The organism is Chryseobacterium sp. 14P4.3.2 (assembly GCF_057799275.1).
The window spans coordinates 274,205-299,215 of record NZ_JBYOKO010000004.1; the positions used below are offsets into that span (position 1 = coordinate 274,205).

25 protein-coding genes are annotated in these 25,011 nt (G+C 35.8%); 9 read left to right on the plus strand and 16 right to left on the minus strand.

The features are described from left to right. Position 1: 1 nt before the first annotated feature. The 8 genes from lepB (AC27VX_RS09055) to AC27VX_RS09090 all read right to left on the minus strand — a co-directional run bounded on the left by lepB (AC27VX_RS09055) (position 2) and on the right by AC27VX_RS09090 (position 8,219). Positions 2–676, minus strand: a complete 675-nt coding sequence (gene lepB, locus AC27VX_RS09055) for a signal peptidase I (RefSeq protein WP_236857868.1) — start codon at positions 674–676, stop codon at positions 2–4. Beyond that, entirely contained in the window at positions 676–2,319 is a 1,644-nt protein-coding gene (lepB, locus tag AC27VX_RS09060; RefSeq protein ID WP_488695158.1) for a signal peptidase I, read from the minus strand. Before lepB (AC27VX_RS09060) ends, lepB (AC27VX_RS09055) begins: the two co-directional genes overlap by 1 nt. Positions 2,320–2,453: 134 nt before the next feature. Continuing rightward, positions 2,454–3,155 carry a 4-hydroxy-tetrahydrodipicolinate reductase gene (gene dapB / locus AC27VX_RS09065; protein ID WP_488695160.1) on the minus strand — a complete coding sequence of 234 codons (702 nt, stop codon included), beginning with the start codon at positions 3,153–3,155 and terminating at the stop codon, positions 2,454–2,456. Positions 3,156–3,215: 60 nt separating this feature from the next. Next, positions 3,216–3,854 (minus strand): DUF5683 domain-containing protein, encoded by a 639-nt coding sequence (locus tag AC27VX_RS09070; protein WP_236857865.1) that lies wholly within the window; start codon positions 3,852–3,854, stop codon positions 3,216–3,218. Beyond that, positions 3,854–4,744 (minus strand): ParB/RepB/Spo0J family partition protein, encoded by an 891-nt coding sequence (locus AC27VX_RS09075; protein ID WP_236857864.1) that lies wholly within the window; start codon positions 4,742–4,744, stop codon positions 3,854–3,856. The genes AC27VX_RS09070 and AC27VX_RS09075 overlap by 1 nt, the downstream gene beginning before the upstream one ends. 71 nt (positions 4,745–4,815) lie before the next feature. Beyond that, a complete protein-coding gene (locus AC27VX_RS09080) occupies positions 4,816–5,589 on the minus strand; it encodes a ParA family protein (protein WP_236857863.1) in 774 nt (257 codons plus the stop codon). A 167-nt stretch (positions 5,590–5,756) separates the two neighbouring features. Continuing rightward, on the minus strand, positions 5,757–6,602 hold the full coding sequence (locus AC27VX_RS09085) for an energy transducer TonB (RefSeq protein ID WP_236857862.1): 846 nt from the start codon (positions 6,600–6,602) through the stop codon (positions 5,757–5,759). Positions 6,603–6,932: 330 nt separating this feature from the next. Then, positions 6,933–8,219, minus strand: coding sequence for an adenylosuccinate synthase (locus AC27VX_RS09090; protein WP_236857858.1), 1,287 nt, complete (start codon positions 8,217–8,219; stop codon positions 6,933–6,935). A 397-nt stretch (positions 8,220–8,616) separates the two neighbouring features. Between AC27VX_RS09090 and AC27VX_RS09095 the strand changes: the two genes are divergently transcribed. The 3 genes from AC27VX_RS09095 (at position 8,617) to AC27VX_RS09105 (ending at position 10,583) form a co-directional block, all read left to right on the plus strand. After that, positions 8,617–9,015 carry a hypothetical protein gene (locus AC27VX_RS09095; protein WP_488695164.1) on the plus strand — a complete coding sequence of 133 codons (399 nt, stop codon included), beginning with the start codon at positions 8,617–8,619 and terminating at the stop codon, positions 9,013–9,015. Positions 9,016–9,073: 58 nt separating this feature from the next. Continuing rightward, the gene (locus AC27VX_RS09100; RefSeq protein WP_488695166.1) at positions 9,074–10,003 is read left to right on the plus strand and encodes an alpha/beta fold hydrolase; all 930 of its coding nucleotides are present in this window, start codon (positions 9,074–9,076) and stop codon (positions 10,001–10,003) included. Between the two features lie 61 nt (positions 10,004–10,064). Then, positions 10,065–10,583 carry a HEAT repeat domain-containing protein gene (locus AC27VX_RS09105; RefSeq protein ID WP_488695168.1) on the plus strand — a complete coding sequence of 173 codons (519 nt, stop codon included), beginning with the start codon at positions 10,065–10,067 and terminating at the stop codon, positions 10,581–10,583. Between the two features lie 151 nt (positions 10,584–10,734). On the opposite strand, the gene AC27VX_RS09110 is transcribed toward AC27VX_RS09105, so the two are convergent. Next, entirely contained in the window at positions 10,735–12,324 is a 1,590-nt protein-coding gene (locus tag AC27VX_RS09110; protein ID WP_488695170.1) for an ABC-F family ATP-binding cassette domain-containing protein, read from the minus strand. Positions 12,325–12,519: 195 nt separating this feature from the next. On the opposite strand from AC27VX_RS09110, the gene AC27VX_RS09115 reads away from it, so the two are divergent. The 6 genes from AC27VX_RS09115 (at position 12,520) to AC27VX_RS09140 (ending at position 17,706) form a co-directional block, all read left to right on the plus strand. Next, positions 12,520–13,074 (plus strand): phosphoribosyltransferase, encoded by a 555-nt coding sequence (locus AC27VX_RS09115; protein ID WP_236857844.1) that lies wholly within the window; start codon positions 12,520–12,522, stop codon positions 13,072–13,074. A gap of 127 nt (positions 13,075–13,201) precedes the next feature. Next, positions 13,202–13,780 carry an adenylate kinase gene (locus AC27VX_RS09120; protein WP_236857836.1) on the plus strand — a complete coding sequence of 193 codons (579 nt, stop codon included), beginning with the start codon at positions 13,202–13,204 and terminating at the stop codon, positions 13,778–13,780. A gap of 62 nt (positions 13,781–13,842) precedes the next feature. Then, the gene (gene obgE, locus AC27VX_RS09125) at positions 13,843–14,826 is read left to right on the plus strand and encodes a GTPase ObgE (protein WP_236857834.1); all 984 of its coding nucleotides are present in this window, start codon (positions 13,843–13,845) and stop codon (positions 14,824–14,826) included. A gap of 139 nt (positions 14,827–14,965) precedes the next feature. After that, positions 14,966–15,457, plus strand: a complete 492-nt coding sequence (locus AC27VX_RS09130; RefSeq protein ID WP_488695173.1) for a DUF6438 domain-containing protein — start codon at positions 14,966–14,968, stop codon at positions 15,455–15,457. Positions 15,458–15,554: 97 nt separating this feature from the next. Then, the gene (locus AC27VX_RS09135) at positions 15,555–16,199 is read left to right on the plus strand and encodes a porin family protein (protein ID WP_488695175.1); all 645 of its coding nucleotides are present in this window, start codon (positions 15,555–15,557) and stop codon (positions 16,197–16,199) included. A 202-nt stretch (positions 16,200–16,401) separates the two neighbouring features. Continuing rightward, positions 16,402–17,706 (plus strand): DEAD/DEAH box helicase, encoded by a 1,305-nt coding sequence (locus tag AC27VX_RS09140; RefSeq protein WP_300687398.1) that lies wholly within the window; start codon positions 16,402–16,404, stop codon positions 17,704–17,706. Between the two features lie 62 nt (positions 17,707–17,768). Here AC27VX_RS09140 and AC27VX_RS09145 read toward each other — a convergent pair whose 3' ends face one another. The 7 genes from AC27VX_RS09145 to AC27VX_RS09175 all read right to left on the minus strand — a co-directional run bounded on the left by AC27VX_RS09145 (position 17,769) and on the right by AC27VX_RS09175 (position 24,823). Continuing rightward, positions 17,769–18,530, minus strand: a complete 762-nt coding sequence (locus tag AC27VX_RS09145) for a TatD family hydrolase (RefSeq protein WP_488695178.1) — start codon at positions 18,528–18,530, stop codon at positions 17,769–17,771. 4 nt (positions 18,531–18,534) lie between these two features. Further along, positions 18,535–19,062, minus strand: coding sequence for a DUF4269 domain-containing protein (locus AC27VX_RS09150; protein WP_488695180.1), 528 nt, complete (start codon positions 19,060–19,062; stop codon positions 18,535–18,537). Beyond that, complete coding sequence (locus AC27VX_RS09155; protein WP_236857824.1) at positions 19,063–20,013, minus strand: GSCFA domain-containing protein; 951 nt, start codon at positions 20,011–20,013, stop codon at positions 19,063–19,065. A 74-nt stretch (positions 20,014–20,087) separates the two neighbouring features. Beyond that, positions 20,088–21,059 carry a polyprenyl synthetase family protein gene (locus AC27VX_RS09160; protein ID WP_236857819.1) on the minus strand — a complete coding sequence of 324 codons (972 nt, stop codon included), beginning with the start codon at positions 21,057–21,059 and terminating at the stop codon, positions 20,088–20,090. A 102-nt stretch (positions 21,060–21,161) separates the two neighbouring features. Beyond that, positions 21,162–22,304, minus strand: a complete 1,143-nt coding sequence (locus tag AC27VX_RS09165) for an inorganic phosphate transporter (RefSeq protein ID WP_236857811.1) — start codon at positions 22,302–22,304, stop codon at positions 21,162–21,164. A gap of 13 nt (positions 22,305–22,317) precedes the next feature. Next, the gene (locus AC27VX_RS09170; RefSeq protein WP_236857806.1) at positions 22,318–22,956 is read right to left on the minus strand and encodes a DUF47 domain-containing protein; all 639 of its coding nucleotides are present in this window, start codon (positions 22,954–22,956) and stop codon (positions 22,318–22,320) included. Positions 22,957–23,107: 151 nt separating this feature from the next. After that, positions 23,108–24,823: a DEAD/DEAH box helicase gene (locus AC27VX_RS09175; protein WP_236857805.1), complete on the minus strand. Its 1,716-nt coding sequence runs from the start codon at positions 24,821–24,823 to the stop codon at positions 23,108–23,110. Positions 24,824–25,011: the final 188 nt, after the last annotated feature.

Sequence of the window (25,011 nt, forward strand, 5' to 3'; positions counted from 1 at the left end):
TCTAATTTTTAGGATAAAATACCCTTCCTACAATATCTTTCTTATCCACAAATCCCAAAAAACGGGAATCCATGCTCGCATTACGGTTATCTCCTAAGAAAAACATTTTTCCCTGCGGAATTCGCAGAGGTCCGAAGTTATCTGCGGTCCAGTTCTTGTGATACACTTTATTAATATCCTGATCGGGAGCCTGATTGATAAATCTTTCGTAGGTAAAACTGTTATTAAGTTCTTTATCACTCAACTGGGTAATGAAGTCGTTTTCATTCATTTGAAATATCTCATGATCATCAAGACCTTTTAGGGTAAGATCATTGGCATATGCACGATCTATTTTATAGGAATGTTTAACGTTAAATTGATCTATTAAAACATTATTAATGTATAAATTCCCATCTTTAATCAGGACGATGTCATTCTCCTCTCCTATCAGTCTCTGCAGATATACTCCTCCGGGATAGTTCTGGTTATTCTGATTGTAGGCAAGCATGGTCAATTTCTCATAAGGCAGAATATTACTCATGAAAACGAACGACTTTCTTTTGATGGTAGGTTCGTTTCCCGCCTGGGGTACAAAAGCATATTGCAAAACCCCGGAGAGTTTTGCAATAATAAAAAGAGTTACAATAAAGCTTCCTGCTAAAAGGACTCTATTAAATATTTTATTTTTAAACACTATTCTTCTGTGTTTTTCTTTTTAAATAACTTCATGAAATATTCCCATCCGAAGAATAGTATCAGAATCATTGCTGCAATCCACCAGTAAGAAGTTTTATTTGCTTCTCCTGTATTGGTTGCTTTAAACATTCTTTCCCAACGGATTTTGAACGGAGCCTGATAAGTAGAACTGCTGTCTGCAAACGCTCCCTGAATACTCATCCATGTAAACATCGGCTTTCCTACGATATTTTCTTCCGGAACGAAACCAAAGAATCTTGCATCTAATGACGCATCTCTGTTATCCCCGATCATCATATAATAATCCTGCTGAATTGTATATTGATTGGCTTCTTTTCCGTTGATAAATATCTTTCCGTTCTTTTTCTCTAAACTGTTGTGCTCATATTCGGAAATAACCCATTGATACATTGGAAGAGTTTCGTTATTGATAGCAACAACATCTCCTTTCTTAGGAATTCTAAGCGGCCCGTACCAATCCTGATTCCATGGCTTGTTGATTGGGAAGATAGATTGGGTTGTATCAATTTTTGTTTTAGCCTGATCTCTGTAATATACAGCAGCTTCTCCTTTTACAGAAATATCTTCTGTCATGTTGGTCACATGAGGAATTTCTTTAATTTCTTTAGCTACTTTATCTGTTAACCCCTGAAAACCATAAACATAACTTCCGTTATCCTGTTGAAATTCCTGAACTGGTAAAAAACCATAGGCCTTATATAATGAAGGAATATCTAATTGGCTGTCCGTTGTTACAATATATCTGTGCTGAACCTCCTGATCACCTAAAACTACTTCCGGCTTTCCGTTTACGAAAAGTCTTCCGGCTCTCATTTCAAAAGTATCACCTGCTGTAGCCACACATCTTTTCACATAAGGATCTTTTCTGTCAATCGCTGTATGAACGGAATCCTGAGGATAGTTGAACACAACTACATCATTTTTTTGCGGTTTATTGAATTGTAAGATTCTTGTATAAGGTAATTTTACTGCGTCTACATAAGATTTCGGATCATCTTTTGGATTTCCCTTCTTCCCAGTATCCATAATTGTTCCCTGAAGGAAAGGTATGGCTACGGGACGCATTGGCAATCTGTATCCGTAGCTCCATTTGTTTACAAAAAGGAAATCTCCTACTAATAAAGTTCTTTCCATAGATCCTGTAGGAATCCCGAAAGGCTGTGTTACAAAAACGTGAATGATGGTTGCAAAAACGACTGCAAAAGTGATAGATCCCAAAAATGTATCTTTCTTCTGATCGCTTACCTCTTCATCGGTAAGAAAAAGATTTTTTGTATTTTCATCTTCCAGTTCTAGATCTTTGGAATAGTTGATAACCGCCATATAAATAAATGGCAGGATCACGGTAAGAATCTGATCTTTAAAAAGAGTTTTTCCAAATTTCTTCACCAGGTAAAGATGGAAAACAGACATCATGATTGGTCCTACAATCGGAAGATATGAAAGAATCGCCCACCATTTCGGATGTTTGGTTTCCTTCAGGATAATGAAATAGTTGTAGAAAGGTATAAAAGCGAACAAGGGGCTATACCCCATTTTCTTGAACAGCTTCCAAGTTGAAATCCCCATTAATACGGATAAAATGAGGACATACACTGTATACGTTAAAAAATAATTCATAGTTTTTTTGTGCCTATTCTTATGATATAAATGATAAATGATGAGTAATAAATGATCACAGCTTTCGCTCTATTTACAATTCACTATTCATCATTTTCTGTTATTGGTATGCAATTTAAAGATTTTGTTACAAATTAAAGCCCCAAAACGTCTTTCATTCCGAAGTTTCCTTTTTTATCTTTAATCCATTCGGCAGCAACTACGGCTCCTAATGCAAAACCGTTTCTGTTGAAAGCGGTATGTTTGATTTCGATTTCGTCTACTTCACTTCTATAGTATACGCTGTGAGTTCCGGGAACTTCATCTTCACGTACGGCAAAAATACCTAGCTGCTTCCCTTCTGTTTCTGCCAGTTTCCAAGCATCAAATTTCGGATTATTCTGAATAATGCCTTCTGCTATGGAAATAGCGGTACCACTTGGGGCATCTTTTTTATGGATATGATGAATCTCTTCCAGCTGGCAATTGTATTCATCAACGTTTTTCATAAGACCCGCAAGCTTTTCGTTTAAGGCGAAGAATAAATTGACCCCTAAGCTAAAGTTTGAACCATATAAGAAAGCTGTATTATTTTCTACAGCCAGTTTTTCTATTTCTGCTTTTTGCTCCAGCCATCCTGTCGTTCCACAGATTACAGGAATTTTATTTTCAAGACAAGCTTTAATATTTTCAAATGCAACTTCCGGCAGCGAGAATTCAATCACAACATCCGGGTTGTTAAGATTTTCAGCAGTTGGAGTCTCCTTCAGGCGGGCCACTACTTTATGACCTCTTTTTTGTGCGATCTCATCAATGATCTTCCCCATTTTACCGTAACCAACTAATGCTATTTTCATATGCTCTTTTCTTTTATAATTGACCGTACAAATCTTACGGCTACCTGTTTAAATGTTTAACTAAAATCTATAGCTTAAACTAAATCCTGTTTTTGGCGCATCATATCCATACTGATCCTGAATAATGGATGGTTTAAAACTAAGATCCGGATCATGACGGCTTTCGTAAAGGTGTGCATCTACTACGGCGTCTACAATATTCAAAATATAAATTAATCCTGTAATTGCTATAGCATAGTCTCTCTGCCTTTTGGATCTGTCCTGTGCATTTCCCAAAGCTACTTTATCCAGCCAGGGGTGGCTGTCTACAAATTCATTGGGCGTACCATTCAGTTTCGCTACATAGTATTCACGATACTTTTTATACTGGTTATCATTCCAAATTGCAATTCCTACTCCGGCTCCTACAGCTCCCCAAACGATTGGAATCTTCCAATATTTTTTATTGTAGAACTGTCCTAATCCTGGGAAAACAGCTGAGTATAATCCAGCTCTGGTAGGATTAAGCTTTACCGTTTTCTTAGTAGGCCCATTGGCTTTTTCGAGATCTGCAATAATCTTGGATTCTGTTTTTCCCGGTTTTAAAGCAGGGATTTCCTCTTTCGGAGGGACCGGCATCCGAACAGTATCAATTGGCTTCACTTGTGAGTAGGCCATTGCGGCAATACACAAGAAAAATGTGAAAAATATTTTCTTCATTATTTAATATGAGATAAAATATACTCCAGCTCCTCTTCATTTTTGAAGTCCAGAACAATTTTACCTTTTTTACCGTTTCCAGAAGCTTTGATCTCCACTTTTATATCCAGGATATCTGCGATCGTCTTCTGGGCTCTTTTATAATTGTTAGAAAGCTCCACGTTTGCTTTTTTACCAGCCGGAGATTTAGGGTTCTTCAATGCAGCAGCAGCCTGCTCTGCCTGACGAACGTTTAATTTTTCTTTAATAATCAGACCAAATAAAACCTGCTGATCTTCTTCACTTTCAACACTGATAATTGCTCTTCCGTGTCCGGCAGAAATTTCGCCGCTTCTGATAGCATTCTGAATATCCGGATTCAATCTTAATAATCTGATTGAATTGGTAATCGTACTTCTGTCTTTTCCTATCCTCTGGCTAAGATTCTCCTGAGTAAGCCCGATTTCTTCCAAAAGTCTATGATAAGTCAGGGCAATTTCGATAGCATCAAGGTCTTCTCTCTGAATGTTTTCAACAAGAGCCATCTCAAGAAGTTCCTGATCGTTTACTAAACGGATATATGCCGGAATAGTTGTAAAGCCTGCAATTTTACTTGCTCTGTAACGTCTTTCCCCTGATATAATTTCGAATTTCTCACCGTCTTTTCTTAAGGTAATCGGCTGGATCACTCCTAAGTTTGTGATAGACTGTGCAAGTTCGTTTAATGCTTTTTCATCAAAATAAGTTCTCGGCTGCGTCGGATTCGGATAAATATCTTCAAGCGCAACTTCGACAATGTTTCCTACAAACTTATCTGCTCCCTCATCGGTAGCTGAATTGACCGTTGCTTTGGATTCTGCACTTAAAATGGCGCCCAAACCGCGTCCCATAGCTCTTTTTTTGTCCTTCATAGATATAACTGATAAATGATGTTTGATAAGTGATGGCTAACATTCACTTATATTGGCCATTTATTATTAATTTAATTTTTTACTAAATTTTCGTTCCTTAAAAGAACCTCTTCAGCTAACTGAATATACTGAACAGCTCCTTTACTTTCGGCATCATAATTCAGGATGCTCTCTCCAAAACTTGGTGCTTCACTCAACCTTACGTTTCTGCTGATAATGGTGTCAAAAACCATCTCCGGGAAGTGTAAATTCACTTCTTCCACAACCTGGTTAGACAATCTCAATCTGCTGTCATACATGGTAAGAAGAAGACCTTCTATTCCAAGATCTTTATTATGGATCTTCTGTACGTTTTTAACGGTATTTAAAAGTTTCCCAAGTCCTTCTAATGCAAAGTACTCACATTGAATGGGAATAATCACAGAATCTGCCGCAGTAAGTGCATTTACTGTAATAAGACCTAAACTCGGCGCACAGTCGATGATGATATAGTCATAATCATCTCTTACACTGGCCAATGCTTTTTTAAGCATATATTCACGGTCTTCCTTGTCTACCAGTTCTATTTCTGCCGCCACAAGGTCAATATGTGACGGAATAATATCCAAATTGGGAGTCGTAGTTCTCTTGATGCAGATTCTGGTATCTGCACTATGCTCCAATAGATTGTATGTAGAGTATTGAACATCTTCCACGCCCAGACCTGATGTAGCATTCGCCTGAGGGTCAGCGTCGATGATTAATATTTTTTTCTCCAATACTCCTAATGCTGCTGCCAAGTTTACGGCGGTAGTTGTCTTACCAACACCTCCTTTTTGATTAGCAATACCTATGATTTTTGCCATTATTCGAACTTTAAGTTTCAAAAATACACTTTTTTCTTTGCTCCCGATGAATGGTGAAAATTAAAATTGAGTTAAAATACTGTTAATAAGCATTTTAACTATTAAAAAAATTATCCACAAAAAAAAATCTTTGTGGATAACTATTTAATTTTTGTTTTCAGGATCAATTAATCAAACTTCATAGAGATCGGAAATTTAAAATAACTTCTTACAAACTCGCCTTTTTTATTTTTGGCGGGAGTCCATTTTCCCTTGTTAGAGATTGATTTAATTGTTCTTACCGCCTCATTGTTAAAGTCGGCATTAGTTCCATTAGCTTTTACCCCTGATATCGTTCCGTCAATTTCTACAATAAATGTAACGGCAGTTTTCACCACGTCTTCTGATTCAAATCCTGAAGCATCAAAGTTATTCATCACTTTACTTCTGAAGGAGTCTATTCCCCCTGCAAAACTAGCTTCAGACCCAAGCTCTCCAGGTTCTGCAATTTTATTTTTATCAACTGGCTGCGGAATTACCGGAGGAGGCGTAGTAATTACCGGTCCTGTTCCTACTGATACATGGGGAACACTTGGTGTATTAGGTATTACCGTTTCTCCTTTAAAGTGGTCTGTAAAGCCCGCGACAGCATCATCAGGAACGGGATCTTTTTTCAAATTATCCTTGGCCGTACTTGATGGTGTAGGAACTGTACTATCAAACGTTTTTACGGCGGGAGGCGGAGGAGTCGGCTTTACAACTTGTAATGGAAGTTCTTCTGTTTTGTCAACATCCTTGAGATCAACAGGCCCTGGATATTCACAAATTATGGTAGATCCTTCTGTAGTTTTGAATGCAGAAATCACAAACGGCGTAATGGATATTGCAGCCATTAAACTCGCTCCTATAAAAAGTGCTTTGGTTAATATTCTATCGGATTCGTTTCTTAATGCATAGGCACCATATTCTTTGTTTCGGTGCTCAAAAAGAACTTCGTTGAAGCGAAATTCTTGATTTTGGTTCAGGTGTTTCATCACTACTACTATTTAAACTGTTAAAAAAAAATAGATTATTAATCTGTTAGTTGTTATCGATAAGCAATGTTTCAATATCAAAACATCTGCCATAATTTTACCAAAACAACATAATATTAGAAAATTTTATGATAAAGTTTAAAATTTAACATTTTTAAATAGAGAATTATGTAGTAAGTATCTGTTTTTTGTTTTTAATTCTTTAAAGGAGAAATTATAATCATCTTTAATGAGGGCAGGTCAGGAATCACAGAATTCTTACTGGGGTTTTAAACAAAAAAAAGAGACTATCATGTGACAGTCTCTTTCTTATTTTATTTTCTAAGAATATTAGAATAATTCTTTTCTGATGATGTTCTGGCTTCTTTCCGGTCCTACAGAAACAAGATATACATTAATTCCTAAATACTTCTCAATAAATTCGATGTATTTCTGCGCATTGTCCGGAAGTTCATCATAGCTTCTAGCTTTGGTGATATCTTCATCCCAACCTGGAAGATCCTGATAGATTGGTTCGTAGTTGTATAATTTCTCTGTTGATGAAGTGAAATAATCAATAATTTTTCCATCTTCAGTTTTGTAATGAGTAACGATTTTAAGGTTTTCAATTCCTGTAAGAACATCTAATTTTGTAATGACAAGGTTATTGATCCCGTTAATCATACAAGCGTGCTTTAAAGAAACCAGGTCTAACCAACCTGTTCTTCTCGGTCTACCGGTTGTAGCTCCGAATTCACCACCAATTTGTCTGATTTTCTCGCCTAGTTCGTTATCCAGTTCAGATGGAAAAGGTCCGTTTCCTACTCTTGTACAGTATGCTTTTGCAACACCGATCAGGTTCTGAAGTGAAGTTGGCGGAACTCCTGCTCCTGTACAAACTCCTCCTGTAGATGGAGAAGATGAAGTAACGTATGGATATGTTCCGAAATCGATATCCAGCATTAAAGCCTGCGCTCCTTCAAACAGAACGTTTTTACCATCTCTGATGGCTTCGTTCAATTCTAATTCAGTATCAACGATTCTGTCCTGAAGCTCTTTTCCGATTGCTAAGTATTCGTTGTAGATTTCTTCAACGTCTAATGTTGGTTTTCCGTAATATTTTTCAAAAAGAGAATTCTTAACTTTTAAGTTTTTCTCAATTTTATCTCTTAAAATTTCAGGATTTAAAAGATCTACCATTCTGATTCCGACTCTTGCGATTTTATCTTCATAACAAGGTCCGATTCCTTTTTTGGTAGTTCCTATCTGAGTTCCTCCGTGTTCTTCTTCACGGTAAGTATCCAAAAGGATGTGGTAAGGCATGATCACATGCGCTCTTCTGCTGATAAAGATATGATCTGATCTTAAGCCTTTGCTCTCAATCTGACCAACTTCTCTAATAAAAGATTTAGGGTTTACCACTACTCCGTTCGCAATGATACATTTCCCTTTGCATTGAAGAACTCCTGAAGGAAGAAGGTGTAGAACGAATTTTTCATCACCTACATAAACCGTGTGACCAGCGTTGTCTCCACCCTGGAAACGCACTACATAGTCTGATTTAGCTGATAAAACATCCGTGATTTTTCCTTTGCCTTCATCTCCGTACTGAAGACCTACAACTACATAAGTTGACATATTTTACTTTTGTTTTTAGATTCATGCAAAATTACTCTGAAAAAAAATGACGGCCAAATTATAGGGGATATTTATTTTTAGTCGGGGTGAAAATCACTTTATATTCTTATAAAAATTACATTATATTTGATCTATAGACAACTTTGTAATTATGATATCAAAATTTATTATTTAGGCTATTGCAATCAGGTGTTTGACTATGATAAAGAAGTTAAAGATTTATTGCATGAAAAAGAAAAGTATTAATATATTATTCTCGTTTTAGGCCTCTATTTTTTATCACACCTATTTTTCTGAATAAAAATAGTGACATCAATTATTTTTAAATTTACTATTTGCAGTGATTAATAATTACCTTAATACTTTCTAAAGAAACTTAATACAATTTAAAATTCCAATGAAAAATATTTATCTTCTTTTTTTTATATTTATTCTGGGAGTTTCTTTGAGTTTTTCACCCAAAAGAATAGAAAAACGAAAATATAAGCTAACTGGAAAAATAATAAGTAATATATCTTCTCATCCAGGTTGTGGGTATATCACTTATGCTACAGTTATGGAATTTGAAATTATTGACTCAGACCTAAAAAATTATACGGATAAAAAAATTCCTATTATAGTAAAATGTCCTGATTTTTATGGTGATCACTTTTTTGAAAAGGATAAAATTTACACGTTACAACTTATTGATAAAAACCAGACTGATTTTGGTTGGACTATTACAAATTTAAGTGTAGAAAAGAAATATAATATGGATAAAAGATTATGGGCAATATCAATAAAAAAAGAGGAATAGTTTCTGTTCATCACAATTCCTTATTCCCTATCTTTGATTAGCATTTAAAAAAGTTCCTATGCCAATATCCCAAACATCATCATACCTTCCCTCAAAAATAAACAGTGATTCCCAGCTTTTCTATACTCTGTTTTCACCTGAAACAGCCAAAGCCACGCTGCTCATTGTTCACGGTATGCAGGAACACAGCGGAAGATATGCAGAAATAGCTGCCTATTTTTCTAATCATGGAATTGCTGTATTAACGTATGATCATCTTGGGCATGGAAAATCTGTAAAGGATAAAAAAGACATTGGTTTCTTCCAGCTTGAAAAACCTGATGAAAGGCTTATTTCAGATGCCGAAACAATGGCTGATTATCTTGCAAAGCAATATCCGGATGTTCCACACTTCATTCTTGGCCACTCAATGGGTTCTTTTATTACCCGATGTCTTCTGCAAAAAGCAAGCGGTAAATTTTCAGGAGCTATCATTACAGGAACCGGCGGACCTATACCGGGTATTGACCTATTAAGAGGCTATTTATCATTAGCGAATAGCATAGCTCCTAAATACCGTACTTTCTTAAATTCTGTTTTCACCACGGTCAATAACAAACATTTTAAAAAGGACAAAAATTTCAGTGATACCAGCTGGCTCAGTATAAATCCCAAAAACAGAAAAGCTTTTGAGCAGGATAAACTTTGTGGAATTCCTTTTACCAATAATGCTTTTTATACTTTATTCACGATTTATAAAAGGGCTACGGCAAAAAATTGGGCTACTTCTATTTCTCAATCTTTTCCCTTCCTTTTTGTAAGCGGACAAAATGATCCGATCGGCGATTTTGGAAAAGGCGTAATGCATACGGTCAATAATCTAAAATCTGATGGTTTTCAAGATGTAGAGATACATATGTATCAGGAAATGCGCCATGAGATTCTGAATGAGGAGATACGGGAAGAAGTTTTGGATGGAATATATAAGTGGATTTCTAAGCATTTCTAAATACACTTTTACATTTAAAAAGAATTCTAAATTAGAGTGCAGGAAAATCAAAATAACCATCATGACCCTAGAAGAACTATTTAAAGACAAAACAATAAAATCAAAGGAAAAAGCTAAAGTCATGAGCCAGTGGATCATAGAAAAATATTTACCAACTGATGAATTAATTGCTTTCGCAGAGAAGTCAAAAGATCCAGTGAAGGCTGCATGCATCGAAGCTTTAGAATATGCAACAAAAGAAAATCCTGATCTTGCCGATGAAAGTGTATTCTTATTCGTAATCAATTCTCTTACTGAGAAAGCACCCAGAATAAAATGGGAAAGTGCAAAAGTAATCGGCAATACGGCCCATTTATTCACTGAAAATCTGGATCAGGCAATTAAAAACCTTTCTTCCAATACAGAACATGAAGGAACTGTGGTACGCTGGAGCGCTGCTTTTGCATTGGGTGAAATTTTGAAATTAAAAACATCACATAATACGACACTGCTTTCTGCTCTTGAAAACATCAGTGAAAAAGAAGAAAAAAACAGTATTAAGAAAATCTACCTTGATGCCTTTAAGAAAACAAAGAAGTAAACAATTTAATCATAGAAATAAAAATCCCGGTCAGTCTAAATTACTTTCCAGAATTTGTTTTTTTAAGCTTTGGGTCAGAGTCCGCTCATATTGAAATAAAAAAGTGTATTAATAAGGGTCCAACAGCCACATTGTACGTCCACATTTAAAATTAGACCAACATCACTTCCCTATCTATTCCAATTTCCTCCAGAAACTTCTCATCATGCGAAATCACCAGCAGTGTCCCATGATAATCTTTAACAGAATTTGTTAGAATTTCCACATTTTGCAGGTCAAGGTTATTCGTAGGCTCATCAAGAACCATCATATCCGGTGCTTTATTACTGATGGAAAGTCCGCACAGCAATAATCTCAATCTTTCCCCTCCACTCAGTACTCCGCATTTTTTATCCCAGGTATCTTTTCCAAAAAGAAATCTTGATAATAAAGTTTTCACATCGGATTCCTGCATTGCACTATCATTAAAAGTCTGTACAAAATCGTAAAGAGTTGAATCATTATCTATGAGGGAATATTCCTGATCAATATAAATACTGCTGAATTCTGCTTTAGTCAGATTGCCTTCAGAAGGATTAATACTTCCCAGCAAGAGTTGTATCAAGGTAGTCTTCCCGGATCCGTTGGCCCCTTTAATCCAAATTCTGTCACCGCTCAAAATCTCAAGACTAAGATTATTCTGCCAAAGCTTTCCTCTTCCATAACTGAAATTAATATTTTCAGCTGCAATTAAAATTTTACCGGAATGTAAACCCGAATCGCTAAAATTCACTTTCATCTGATCAGCATTCTTTAAAGAAGAACGCAGTTCCCTGAGATCACCCGAAATACCACTTATTTTATCAGCATGAACGCTTTTCAGTTTTGATGTATTTTTTTCAGCATTGTTCCGCAGAGTATTCATCATAATTCTCGCTACTCCGGATTTCTCCTGCTTTTGCTTTCCTTTTACATCCAGCTTCTGCTTGCGTTCCAGAGTTTCTCGTTCTTTCTCTTTTGCTTTTTTCAGTGCCCGTTCTTTTGCGTGGATATTACTATGTAAGGCTTCCATCTCCACTTCTTTTTGTTGCGCATAGAAATCATAATTTCCACCATAGGCTGCAATTCCCTGATTGCTTAATTCAAACAGGCTATCAACAAGATTGAGCAAAGTTCTGTCATGGCTTACGATAACAACGGTGGCATCTGTTTTATCAATAAGATCGTATAATAACTTTCTTCCTTCAAGATCAAGATGATTGGTTGGCTCATCTAAAATGACGATATCAGGCCGATTGATCTGAATTCCCGCAAGAAAAACCTTGGTCTTTTGTCCGCCACTTAAACCTTCAAGGGTTTGGTTCAACTGAAAATTTTCAAGTCCCCAATGTTCCAGAGCATTCTGACAGCGTTCTTCGATATCCCAGTGATCATTTAATATTTCAAAATAAATTTCATCTGCATGTCCACTTGTAATTTTTTGGAGTGCGTTTAGTTTTTGATCTATTTTTAAACATTGAGCTATGGTGAGGACATTAAAATTTCCAAACATCTGAGGTACATAGAAGATATCCCCTTGAACATTAGCGGTTCCGCTTAATGGCTGTATTTCACCGGCAATAATTTTCAACAGGGTAGATTTTCCCATGCCGTTACTTCCTACCAAAGCGGATTTGGTATGAGATTGTATTGTTAAATTGATATGATTGAATAGCAGGTTTCCTCCCGGAAACCCAAAGGACATATTTTGTAGTAAAATCATGATTTCTTTCTCAGTAATAGTTAAACATCAATAACTCTTTGGCTATCGTTTGATCAAATCTGAAAGAAATTATATCCTACATGTCTGTATTTTTGGGTTTTGAAAGAACAAAGATAGCACAAATCAAGGATTAAACACAAAAAGATTTTAATCAAAAATCAAAAATCCGTAACTTTGCCAACTACTAAAAATTTTATGGAAAGCATTAAAGTTCACGACAAAACTTTCGTTCCTTATTTAGAGGATGCCGAAATTCAGGAAATTGTAAAAAAGACAGCGTTAAGAATTTATGAAGATTACAAGGATGAAGTTCCTGTTTTCATTGGCGTTTTGAACGGAGTAATCATGTTCTTCTCAGATCTTTTGAAGTACTACCCGGGTGAATGCGAGATTGCTTTCATTCAAATGAGTTCTTATGTGGGAACTGAATCCACGGGAATTGTTTACCAGAAAATGGAACTGACAAAGGATGTAAGAGACCGTCACATTATTCTTGTAGAAGATATCGTTGACACAGGAAACACTGTAGAGAGTCTTTTTAAGTATTTCAAGGAAACACAACGTCCTAAATCTGTAAAACTCGCAAGTTTCTTATTGAAACCTGAGATTTACAAGAAGGATTTCAAACTGGATTATATTGGGATGGAAATTCCAAACAAATTCGTACTTGGATATGGATTGGATTATGATGAATTAGGAAGAAACCTCCGAAATTTGTATCAGTTGGAAGACGGACAAATCAATCATTAATTCTTGTCATTAGCTACTGGCTTTTGGCTGTTAGCTTTAAAATTTAATCGAAATAAAAGTAAAATATTAACTTAAAAAAGCTAAAAGCCAACAGTATATTGCTAAAGGCTGGCAGCGAATCAAACTTATGATAAACATCGTTCTGTTCGGCCCTCCAGGAAGTGGAAAAGGAACACAAGCTCAGAATCTAATCGAAAAATTCAATTTAAAACAGGTTTCAACAGGTGATCTTTTCAGATATAACATGAAAAATGACACGGAACTTGGAAAATTGGCTAAGTCTTATATCGATAAGGGAGAATTGGTTCCGGATCAGGTAACAACAGATATGCTGATTGATGAGATCAAAAAGCCTACTGATACCAACGGTTTTATCTTTGATGGATATCCAAGAACGACTGCTCAGACAGAAGCTTTGGAAACTATCGTTAAAGAGGAATTGAATGACAAGATTGATATCTGTCTTGCTTTGGTGGTAGATGATAAAATTTTGGTGGAAAGACTTCTGAACAGAGGTAAAACCAGCGGAAGATCTGACGACAGCAATGTAGAGATCATCGAAAACAGAATTAAAGAATATTATACTAAAACAGCAGAAGTAGCCGAGCTTTATAAGCAGCAGGGGAAATATGTAGAGGTAAACGGTGTAGGGGAAATTGATGAAATTTCCCAGAAACTTTTCGCTGAGGTACAGAAAATTAAATAATCGAGGTTCGGGATATGGGTTTTAAAATTCGCCCATAGCTTGCCACTCGCAACACAAACTATATGTCTAACTTTGTAGATTACGTAAAAATCCATTGTAAAAGCGGACACGGAGGTGCTGGTTCTGCCCACCTTCGCCGTGAAAAGTATATTCCTAAAGGAGGTCCTGACGGAGGTGACGGAGGTCGTGGCGGCCATGTCATCATGAGAGGAAATGCTCAGGAATGGACTTTACTTCCACTTCGATACACCCGTCACATAAAAGCAGAACGTGGTGAAAACGGAGCGAAAAACCAGCTGACCGGAGCTGACGGTTCTGATATTTACATCGATGTTCCCATTGGGACTATCGCTAAAAATGAAGAAGGTGAAATTATCGGAGAAATCCTTGAGGACAAGCAGGAAATCATTTTGATGCAAGGTGGAAAAGGTGGAAAAGGAAATGAACATTTCAAATCCTCAACCAATCAGACTCCAAGATATGCTCAACCCGGAATGGATGGTGAAGAAGGCTATATTGTTTTCGAACTTAAAATTTTGGCTGATGTAGGACTTGTTGGCTTTCCCAATGCTGGAAAATCTACACTTTTAGCATCTGTTTCTGCAGCAAAACCAAAAATTGCCAATTACGCCTTTACAACACTGACTCCTAACCTTGGAATCGTGGATTACAGAAATTACAAATCTTTTGTAATGGCTGATATTCCCGGGATTATTGAAGGGGCAGCAGAAGGAAAAGGTTTAGGACACAGATTCCTGAGACATATTGAAAGAAACTCTATTCTTTTATTTCTGATTCCTTCCGATTCTGAAAATCACTTCCAGGAATTTAAAATTCTTGAAAATGAGCTAAAGGAGTATAACCCTGAACTCCTTGATAAGGATTTCATTGTTTCTATTTCAAAATCAGATCTTTTGGATGATGAACTGAAAAAGGAAATTTCAGCTGAGTTCCCGGAAAACAAACAGCCTCTGTTCTTCTCAGGAGTTACAGGAGAAGGGCTTATGGAGCTTAAAGATGCAATCTGGAAGCAGCTACACGGATAGAAATCTGCTTTAATTTACTGTTCTAAATATAAACAGCCTCAGGTTTTTCCTTGGGGCTGTATTTTTTATATCCACCAAATGTTCCGTATTTACTGCTTTTGGAACAATTGTTGGGAGACTCTTTTAAATTGAAAAAACTATGAAATATCTGCTAGCCCTTTTTGCTTTTGTATTTTTACTTTCTTGTACAACGTCTAAGAAAGTAAATTCAAAATATACTAAAATAGAATATCAGGCAGGTCCCTGTTTTGGATTCTGCCCTGTTTTTAAAATAACCATCAACCCAGACCGGACTGCTGTTTTTGAAGCAGAACATTTTAATTTTGGTAATAAAACTTCAAAAGATGAGTTTTCAAAACCCCGTGAAGGAACTTTTACTGGAACCATCAAAGAAAAAGACTATAATAAACTGATCAGTTTACTGGATGGACTAAACGTAAAAAGTTTAGATGACAAATATGGAAAAAGAAATATCACAGATCTTTCAACTTCTTACTTAAGAATCAGTTTTGCAGATGGTACACAAAAAAATGTAGAAGATTATGGAAAACGTGGCAGCGAAAAGCTTTCTGAAGTATATCATTTTTTTGAAGACTTAAGAAAAAATCAGGAATGGACTAAGGTACAGTAGTCCTTTTTAAAATATTTAAATTATTTTTGTGCAATAATTCCTTCATTTTGGAGGAATTATTTTTTTAGAAAACAATAATCGATTAATTCAAAAAAACATGAAAAAGAACTTTTTTTTCGTCTTACTACTTGCTGCTTCAGCTTTTATGAATGCACAAACCCAACAATCAACAAAAACGGAATCCTCTGTAAGCTTTGGTGTGAAAGGAGGTTATTCTTTATCCAGCATGAAGTTTTTTGATGAAAAACTGGATTCAAAATCTTATTTCTATGCAGGTATTGTGGCCGAGCAACCTTTATCACCAAAATTTGGATTACAGGCTGAAGTTCTTTATACTCAGTTAGGAGGTAAAATTGCCTATCCTGCAGTAGCCATAGTAGGAAATGAAGTTGTGAATGTAGGAAATATGACAGTAGAGTATCGCCTTAATCAGATTCAGGTTCCTATTTCTGCAAAGTATTATATTATTCCTAATCTTTCTGCTTCTGCAGGGATGAACTTTGGATTTAACATTTCAACAAAAGCAGAAACCAGCAATGCTATTACCGGAACTGAAAAAAGTAATTATGATGGAATAAAAACCTTAAATCTTTTTCCATTTCTGGGTGCAGAATACAAGATTAATGATAAGTTCTTTGTGGACGCCAGATATCATTTTAATTTTATAGAAATCAATAAAGGAAACGGTGTTCCTGTAAAAGTAGGCTTTCTGCAGGCTGGTGTAGGTTATAAATTTAAATAGTTTCTATTTCCTAATAACAAGACAAATGGCTGCTAAGGTATGAGCGGTCATTTATTATATAATACCCTCTATCAGGAAAAACCATCTGACCTTAATAAGTCAAATAGAAGAATTAAAATTTTTAATTTTTTTTAGACTACCTTTGCAGGATGTAATTCTTTCAAACAGAAGGAATTTTTATATAAATTTTAAAATAATTCATTTGAATTTTACAGACTTAAACTTAATAGAACCTATTGCAAAAGCAATTCAGGAGCAGGGATATACAACTCCGACTCCTATCCAGGAAAGATCTATTCCTGATATATTAGATGGCAGAGACTTTTTAGGCTGTGCCCAGACCGGAACAGGAAAAACAGCTGCTTTTTCTATCCCCATCCTACAGAATTTATCCAAAAATAAAGTATCCAATAAACATATAAAAGCATTAATTCTTACTCCTACAAGAGAATTGGCTATCCAAATTGAAGAAAATATTAATGCTTACGGTAAATACCTTCCTTTAAAACAGCTTGTTATATTTGGAGGTGTAAAACAAGGAAACCAGGAAGCTGCATTAAGAAGAGGAGTTGATATATTGGTGGCTACACCGGGAAGACTTCTTGACTTTATTGCTCAGGGCATTATCAGTTTAAAAAATATTGAGATCTTTGTTCTTGATGAAGCAGACAGAATGCTTGATATGGGTTTTGTACATGATGTAAAAAGAATCATCAAGCTTTTACCACAAAGAAGGCAGACCTTATTTTTCTCGGCAACAATGCCTGGAGAAATACAGAAACTGGCTAATTCCATTTTAAATAATCCTATAAAAGTAGAAGTTACCCCTGTTTCATCTACTGCAGATACGATCAAACAGTCGGTTTATTTTGTTGAAAAAGAAAATAAACTGAATTTATTATCCCACATTCTGAAAAATGATATTTCAGATTCCGTATTGGTATTTTCAAGAACGAAACACGGGGCTGATAAAATCGCAAGAAAACTTCAAAGCGATCATATTTCAGCTGAAGCCATCCATGGTAATAAATCTCAGAATGCAAGGCAAAATGCATTGAATAATTTCAAATCCGGAAAGACAAGAGTGCTTGTTGCAACGGATATTGCAGCAAGGGGAATTGATATTGATGAATTGAAATTCGTCATCAATTTCGAACTGTCTGACGTTTCTGAGACTTATGTACACAGAATCGGAAGAACGGGAAGAGCAGGCGCTGAAGGAAGTTCCATATCTTTTGTGGACGGACTTGATCTTTTAAACTTAAAGAATACGGAGAAATTAATTGGGAAGAAAATTCCTGTAACCAAAGACCATCCGTTCCACACTGATGATCTGGTTGCCCAGAAAAGGGATTCCAATAACAGACCCTCTTCTGGAGGAGGTGACAAGCCAAAAGGGCCAAGCAGCAGTAATTCAAGGTCAAATAACAACCGTAAAAAGCCTTCTAATACGGCTTCAATCGGCTTAAAAAAACCTAAGAACAAGAATTTCACCAGAAAGAAATAAAAATAAAACCCTTTTCAATGTTTGAAAAGGGTTTTTCTTTATCTTACCGTTTAAAATACTTTTTATCTGAAAAGATTCTTCGCATTCTCTGTTGTAATCCTTTCTATCTCAGTAAAATCTTTTCCATAAATATTCACCAGTTTCCCGGCTACCAAATCCAGATATGAACTTTCGTTTCTTTTACCTCTGTACGGAACGGGGGCCAGATATGGAGAATCTGTTTCTAAAACGATTTTATCTAAAGGAATTTCATGTAAAAACTGATCTATTTTCCCATTTTTGAAGGTCACTACTCCACCGATTCCTAAAATAAAATTCAGATCAATGGCGTGTTTTGCCTGCTCCAGGTTTCCCGAAAAACAATGGAAAATCCCTCTCAATTTTGGATGTTTCTTTCTTTCCAGTACCTCAAAGGTCTCATCAAAACTGTCTCTTGTATGGATCACAATCGGAAGATCTTTTTCTATCGCCCAGTCAATTTGCTGTTCAAAAGCCTTTACCTGAATATCTAATGTTGTTTTATCCCAATACAGATCTATACCAATTTCCCCTACTGCCGGAAAATGTTTCTGATCAAGATATTTTTTTACAATGTCCAATTCTTTTTCCCATGAGTCCGGCTTTACGTAACAAGGGTGTAATCCCATCATTGAATAAACCTGACCAGGGTATTCTGTTTCCAGCTGCAGCATTTTCTCATGTGATTCAGAATCAATTGCCGGAAGGTAAAATTCGGTAATTCCTTTATCTAAAGCTCTTTGAATAGCTTCTTTTCTATCTTCATCAAATTCTCCTGCATATAAATGCGTATGTGTATCAATCATTTTCTTATTGTTTTAACAGATCTTCGTAGGGATCTTCAAGATTCATCAGCATTCCAAATGCGGGTTCTGTTTTGATTCCCTGTTTTTTAAGTTCTATTATTTTCAGTTTAAATTCTTCTCCTTTTTGCTGCAAAATATTGTATTCTGCGATCATATGTCTGTAAGCGTTCTGTTCTGTAACAGGTTTATTCTGACCAAAAATCTCAATAGGAAACTCTTCCAGCATGAAGTTCAGAACGATACTTTTCTCCCCTTTAATCCTACTATTTTCAATTTTCAAATCAGCATTTGCCGGTATTAGCCCGCTTAACGTTACCTCATTCAAAAATTCATCTTCAAACCTGAGGTCAACTTCACAAATAATATCAAGATCGCTGGTCTCAATATCAATTTCTATGGGAATAGTTCCTGCCAATACCGGAGAATAATTCCTTAACTTTTCAAGAACTTTATATTGGGTAAGAACTTCGTAAGCTCTTTTCTGTCTTTCATTACCGTTTTTCAAATAGCCAATGCTGGTAAAGTCAATCATTTAAAATATTTTATGCTTTACTTTCTTACGCTGACATTCAATCCTTTCATCCAATTTTTCTCTGAATTCAATAAATTTAGGATCTTTTTTATCATTGGTCTTATGCTCTAGAGCCCGGATAATTTTAAAATTTTCTTTAATAAAATTTTGGGTATCTCCTGAAAAATAAGCATTCCCAAATTTATCAAAAATATAATTAACTGCCTGAGGACTTGGATGAATCATGTCTTCTTTGTAAAAGCGGTAATCTCTAAGATCATCCATTAAAATCTCATAAACGGGGAGGTAATGACAGTCTTCAAACATCGAAATAGATTCGTGAATGGCCGTAATTAATTTGGATTTACTCAGTTGATTTTCTACCATTCCGTCTTTGGTATGCCTTACGGGAGAAACAGTAAACAAAATCTGTACTCCTTCTTTACAAATATCTTTAAGATCTAAAACAGTCTGATAAATAGAGCTGGTAAGTTCCTGATGGGAGAGCAGCCTTTTTTCAAAAAATTTCTGCGGAATTTTATGACAGTTGGCCACCAGTTTTTCTTTCGGAACAAATTCATAGATAAAGGAAGATCCATAGGTAATGATAATCCAGTCTGCCTCCTGAAGGAAAGCATTCCCTTCTTCAATCTCTTTATTGATCTTATCCAGGGTCTGATGAATATACCGGGTATCAAAACTACTGTGATGATCTAAAGAAATGTATTCATTATTATAGATAATCAGCTCTTCTTCTTCATAAAATGAGGAATCATGAAGCCTTTTTACCGCATTATTGATGGAATATGGGTTAAAAATAGTTCCAAAAGGATTATTAAGGGTCTGAAGTTGCCCGTCTTTCAGTAAATCAGTCATTTCAGAAGCAAAACATGATCCTATTGAAAATATTTTATCTTCAATCTCTATCTTTTTTTCTGATGCGGGAATATCTACTTCAGTTCTGAATTTCATTGTATAGGAATTAGGTTGCAGGAAATAGGTTGCAGGTAGATTACCAACTGTCACCTATACCCTGCTGCCTATATTTAGCTTTCTCTTCTCAGCAAGTAATTTGCCAGTTCTATGAATGGCTTTTTCTTTTCTTCAGGGATATCTATTTTCTTAAGATAGCTTTGTCCGATTTCGTTATGTTTTTCGATCAGGCGTAATGCTTTTTCGTCAACTTTTGTTCTTCTGAATATTTTTTCTACCCCGTATACCTTATCTACGTTTTCAGTCTTTTTAGAATACCAGTAGTCAAGTTCTTTTCTTTCTTCATCTGTAGCATGTTCTCTTGCTAACAGGTATAGAACGGTCTTTTTATTCTCATAAATGTCTCCGGCATGTTTCTTCCCGAACTGAGCCTGATCTCCGAATACGTCCAAATAATCATCCATGATCTGAAATGCAATTCCAATATGCTTTCCGAAGTTAAAGATAGCTTTGGCATCTTTAAAATCAGCTCTTGCAATCAATGCTCCGATCTCAAAAGAAGAAGCACTCAGTACTCCAGTTTTATAAGTGATCATTCTGATATAATCATCGAATGTAACATTCTCCTGAGTTTCAAAGTTGATATCATACTGCTGTCCTTCACATAATAGAAGTCCTGTATGGGTAAAGATTCTGATACATGCTTTAAAAATTTCAGGTTCAAGATCTTCAAAAAACTTATAAGCTTTAAGCATCAACCCGTCTCCGGAAAGAATACCTACGTTAATTCCGTGTAAAGTGTGTATGGTGGGCTTGTTTCTTCTTAAAGGAGCTTCATCCATTATATCATCATGGATCAGCGTAAAATTATGGAAAAACTCGATAGCCAGTGCCGGCTTGATCGCCTCTTTAAGATCACCTCCAAAAAGATCACATGCCATCAGCACCATAATAGGGCGAAGACGTTTTCCACCGTGAGAAATGATATAATTCATCGGATCATATAACTCCGTAGGTTTATCTTTAAAAGTGTACTTGTTAATGGCGTCCGCAACAATCTGCTGGTATTTGTCTAAAAATTCCATAAAATCTTATAATTTGAACAAAAATACAATTTTTCGAGGCTTTATAAAACAAAAAACTTTGCCCAAACGGACAAAGTTTATATGATAATATGATTTTGTATTTTAAAAAAGGAAAGTTACTACAAGATAGGTAAATGCAGCCACTATTGCAGAGATTGGAATTGTTAAGACCCAAGCCCAAAGAAGACTTACGGTAATCCCCCATCTTACTGCTGAAATTCTTTTGGTTAATCCTACCCCAATAATAGAACCTGTGATCGTATGTGTGGTAGATACAGGAATACCGAAGTGGTCTGTGATAAACAAAGTAATTGCTCCTGCCGTTTCAGCACTCACTCCTTCCAGTGAAGTTACCTTTGTAATTTTAGTACCCATTGTCTTGATGATCTTCCAACCACCACTCATTGTTCCTAAAGCAATTGCAATAAATGAAACCAAAGGAACCCAGATATAATGCTGTGCAAAATAGTTGAAACGCTCTGCCGAAGGGATATCCAGATACTGCGCATCCTGAAGCATATTAACGTGATAATAAATTACCGCTGCTCCAATGATTCCCATTACTTTCTGAGCATCATTCAAACCGTGTCCTAAGCTAAACAGTGCTGATGAAGCCAACTGCAGTCTTTTGAAAGATTTATCTGCTTTATAAGGATTTGATCTTTTATAAAGGTGAACAATAATTAAAGTAATAATAATTGAAATAATCATCCCTATGATCGGAGCCATGAAAATAAATAAGAAGATCGGAATCACCTTATCAAACTTCACAACACTCTGATGGGTTACCTGATTGGCAGCTTCTTTTACAGTTTCCCACCATCCTAAGTTAGGCTGGGCAAGAGTAACAGCATGATAATCAGACATAAAAGCATGCATAAGAGCAGCCCCTAAGAATCCTCCGATCAGCGTATGAGACGATGATGAGGGAATTCCAAACCACCATGTCAGAAGATTCCATGCAATAGCTGCCATAAGGCCGGAAAATATAACTTCAAGGGTGATAAAATTCTCGTTAACTGTTTTGGCAATTGTGTTACCAATTTTGAATTCTCCAATAATATAAGCAGCAATAAAGAAAGCTGCAAAGTTCCAGAGCGCCGCCCAAAGTACAGCCTGGAATGGAGTTAAAACTTTTGTAGAAACTATAGTTGCAATTGAATTGGCAGCATCATGAAAACCATTGATATAATCGAAAATCAGGGCCAACGCAATAATAACTACAAGTAAAATAGGAAATTCCATTTTTTGCTATGTATTAGGCGTATTTAATCATGATGTTCTCAATCGTGTTGGCAACATCTTCTGCTTTGTCTGTTACTATTTCAAGATAATTAAGTACAGATGAAATTTTAATGATATTGATGGCATCATTGGTTTCAAATAATTCTACCATTGAGTTGGAAAGCAGGTCATCTGCAATATTTTCAATAGAGTTTACCTTGATACAAGCTTCTTTTACCTGCTCCATGTTTTTGAATCCTTTAAGATTCTTCATTGCATTCTGAATTTCCAGACACGCTTTGTGGATCAGTAAAGAGAAGTCTGAATAAGCCTTCATCTCCGGAGATTTGTATAAGAAGATATATTTTGTAGAAGCGTAGATATAATCGGCGATATCATCTAACCCTGTTGCCAGTGTATGAATATCCTCACGATCGAAAGGTGTAATGAAGTTTTTCCCCAGTTCAACGAAGATCTCGTGCGTAAGCTCATCATTTTTATGTTCAAAATCACTCATTTTTTTCAACATAGAATCGTCATTAAGATCGAAATCTTTGATTCCTGTATTGAATTCCTCAGACATTGCAACTAGATTTTCAGTTACCTTTTCAAAAAGTACAAAGAAGATTTTATCTTTTGGTTGAAAAGCGTGGAAAATATTACCAATTCCCATTTTTTAGTATTTATAATTCGAGTGCAAATTTCCTAAAAAAGGATTGCACGTGAAACTATATAACATTAAGTTTTGTTAACATTCGCTTATCACCTGAATATCAAATAAAAAAACCGACATTGCTGCCGGTTTTGTATGGTATGAAAAGAGATTAGTTAGCCACTTCAGCTCTCATATCTTTTCCTTTAAATTTCATTGATTGAATATTGCTTAAGACATTGTCTTTAAACGATTTTTCAACTTCGAAGAAAGAGAATTTCTCTAAGATTTCGATATCACCGATCTCAGCTCTTTTTTTGGATTTCCCATCACCAGTAGCTTTGTTGATAATATCTAAAACATCAAGTTTCTTCAAGTGATCTTTCTTTCCAAGGTTGAAGAAGAATCTAACCATGTTTTCATCTTTTCTTCTTGGCTTAGAACTACGATCTCTGTCTCTTCCACGATCTCTGTCTCTGCTATCTCTACTGTCTCTGTCACGACCTCTATCTCTGTCTCTATCACGTCCACGATCTCTTCTAGAGTAATCATCATCTCTGCTGCTGAATTTCTGCTCAGCAAGATCATGTTTGTCTTTGTAGTATAAAGCAAGATCTTTCAATTGGAACTGTAGCAACTGGTGCACCAATTCTTCTTTTGTAAACTTACTTAGATCCGGGATCAGGCTATCATCAAACTCGAAAAGATCTTCATGCTCTGTTAATAACTTTTCGAAAACACCACCTACCTGAGCTTTGATAATATCTTCTCCTGTAGGAATGAATTTCTCATTGATTTCGATCTTCGTTGCAGACTTGATCTGCTTCAGTTTTCTACTTTCTTCAGGCTTAATCAAAGCCATTGAAATACCATCTTTTCCTGCTCTACCTGTTCTTCCGCTTCTGTGAACGAATACTTCAGGATCATCAGGTAAAGAAAAATGGATAACGTGAGTAAGAGAGTTTACATCCAATCCTCTTGCTGCAACGTCTGTTGCTACAAGAATATCAATGTTCTTCAGTCTGAACTTCTTCATTACGGTATCTCTCTGCGCTTGAGAAAGATCTCCGTGAAGAGCATCAGCTGCGTACCCATTCTGCATCAAGAAGTCAGCAACCTCCTGAGTTTCCATTCTCGTTCTACAGAAGATAATGGAGTACTGATTAGGGTTTGCATCGATAAGTCTCTTCAATGCTTCTTTTTTCTGACGGTACCCTACCACGTAATATTCGTGCGTAATGTTCTTCTTCACTTCGTTGATAGAACCTACTGAAATACGGTGTGGTTTTGTAAGGTAGTTTTTGGAAATTCTTTCCACTTCCTTGTTCATCGTAGCCGAGAATAAGAAAGTTTGTTTTGTTTCCGGAGTTTCTCTCAAAATGGTTTCCAATTCATCCTTGAATCCCATAGAAAGCATTTCATCTGCTTCATCTAATACCAACCAATGGATGGCAGAAAAGTCAAGCGCTTTTCTGTTGATAAGATCGATTACTCTTCCTGGAGTTCCTACAATAATCTGAGGCTTATCCTTCAAAGATCTCATTTGATCTACAATGCTACTTCCACCATAAACCGCAGTAGTTTTGATGTCTTTCATGTACTTAGAGTAGTTCTTTATGTCTTTCGAAATCTGAAGACATAATTCCCGTGTCGGACAAAGCACCAATAATTGGATTTTGCGACTCGTATCGTCAATCATATCCAAAATCGGAAGCGAAAACGCTGCTGTTTTGCCTGTCCCTGTCTGCGCAAGTGCGATCAAGTCGCGAATATCTGAAAGAATAAAAGGGATAGTCTGTTTTTGGATTTCTGTTGGGCTTTCGTAGCCCAGTTCGCCAATTGCCTTAAGGATATCAGGACTTAAATTGGTTTCCGTAAATAAATTCATTAACTATTTTAAAATTTTTGCAAAGATACAACAAATATTTGATTTGTTTTTGAATAAAGTATTAAATATACAAACTTAAATTCAGAATCTTTTAATGTATTTTTAATTTTTTGAAAATTAAATCCAAAAAAACAAGCATTGGGTTAAAAAGTTGTTAAACATTATTTTTTTTTATTAAATTGGATTGA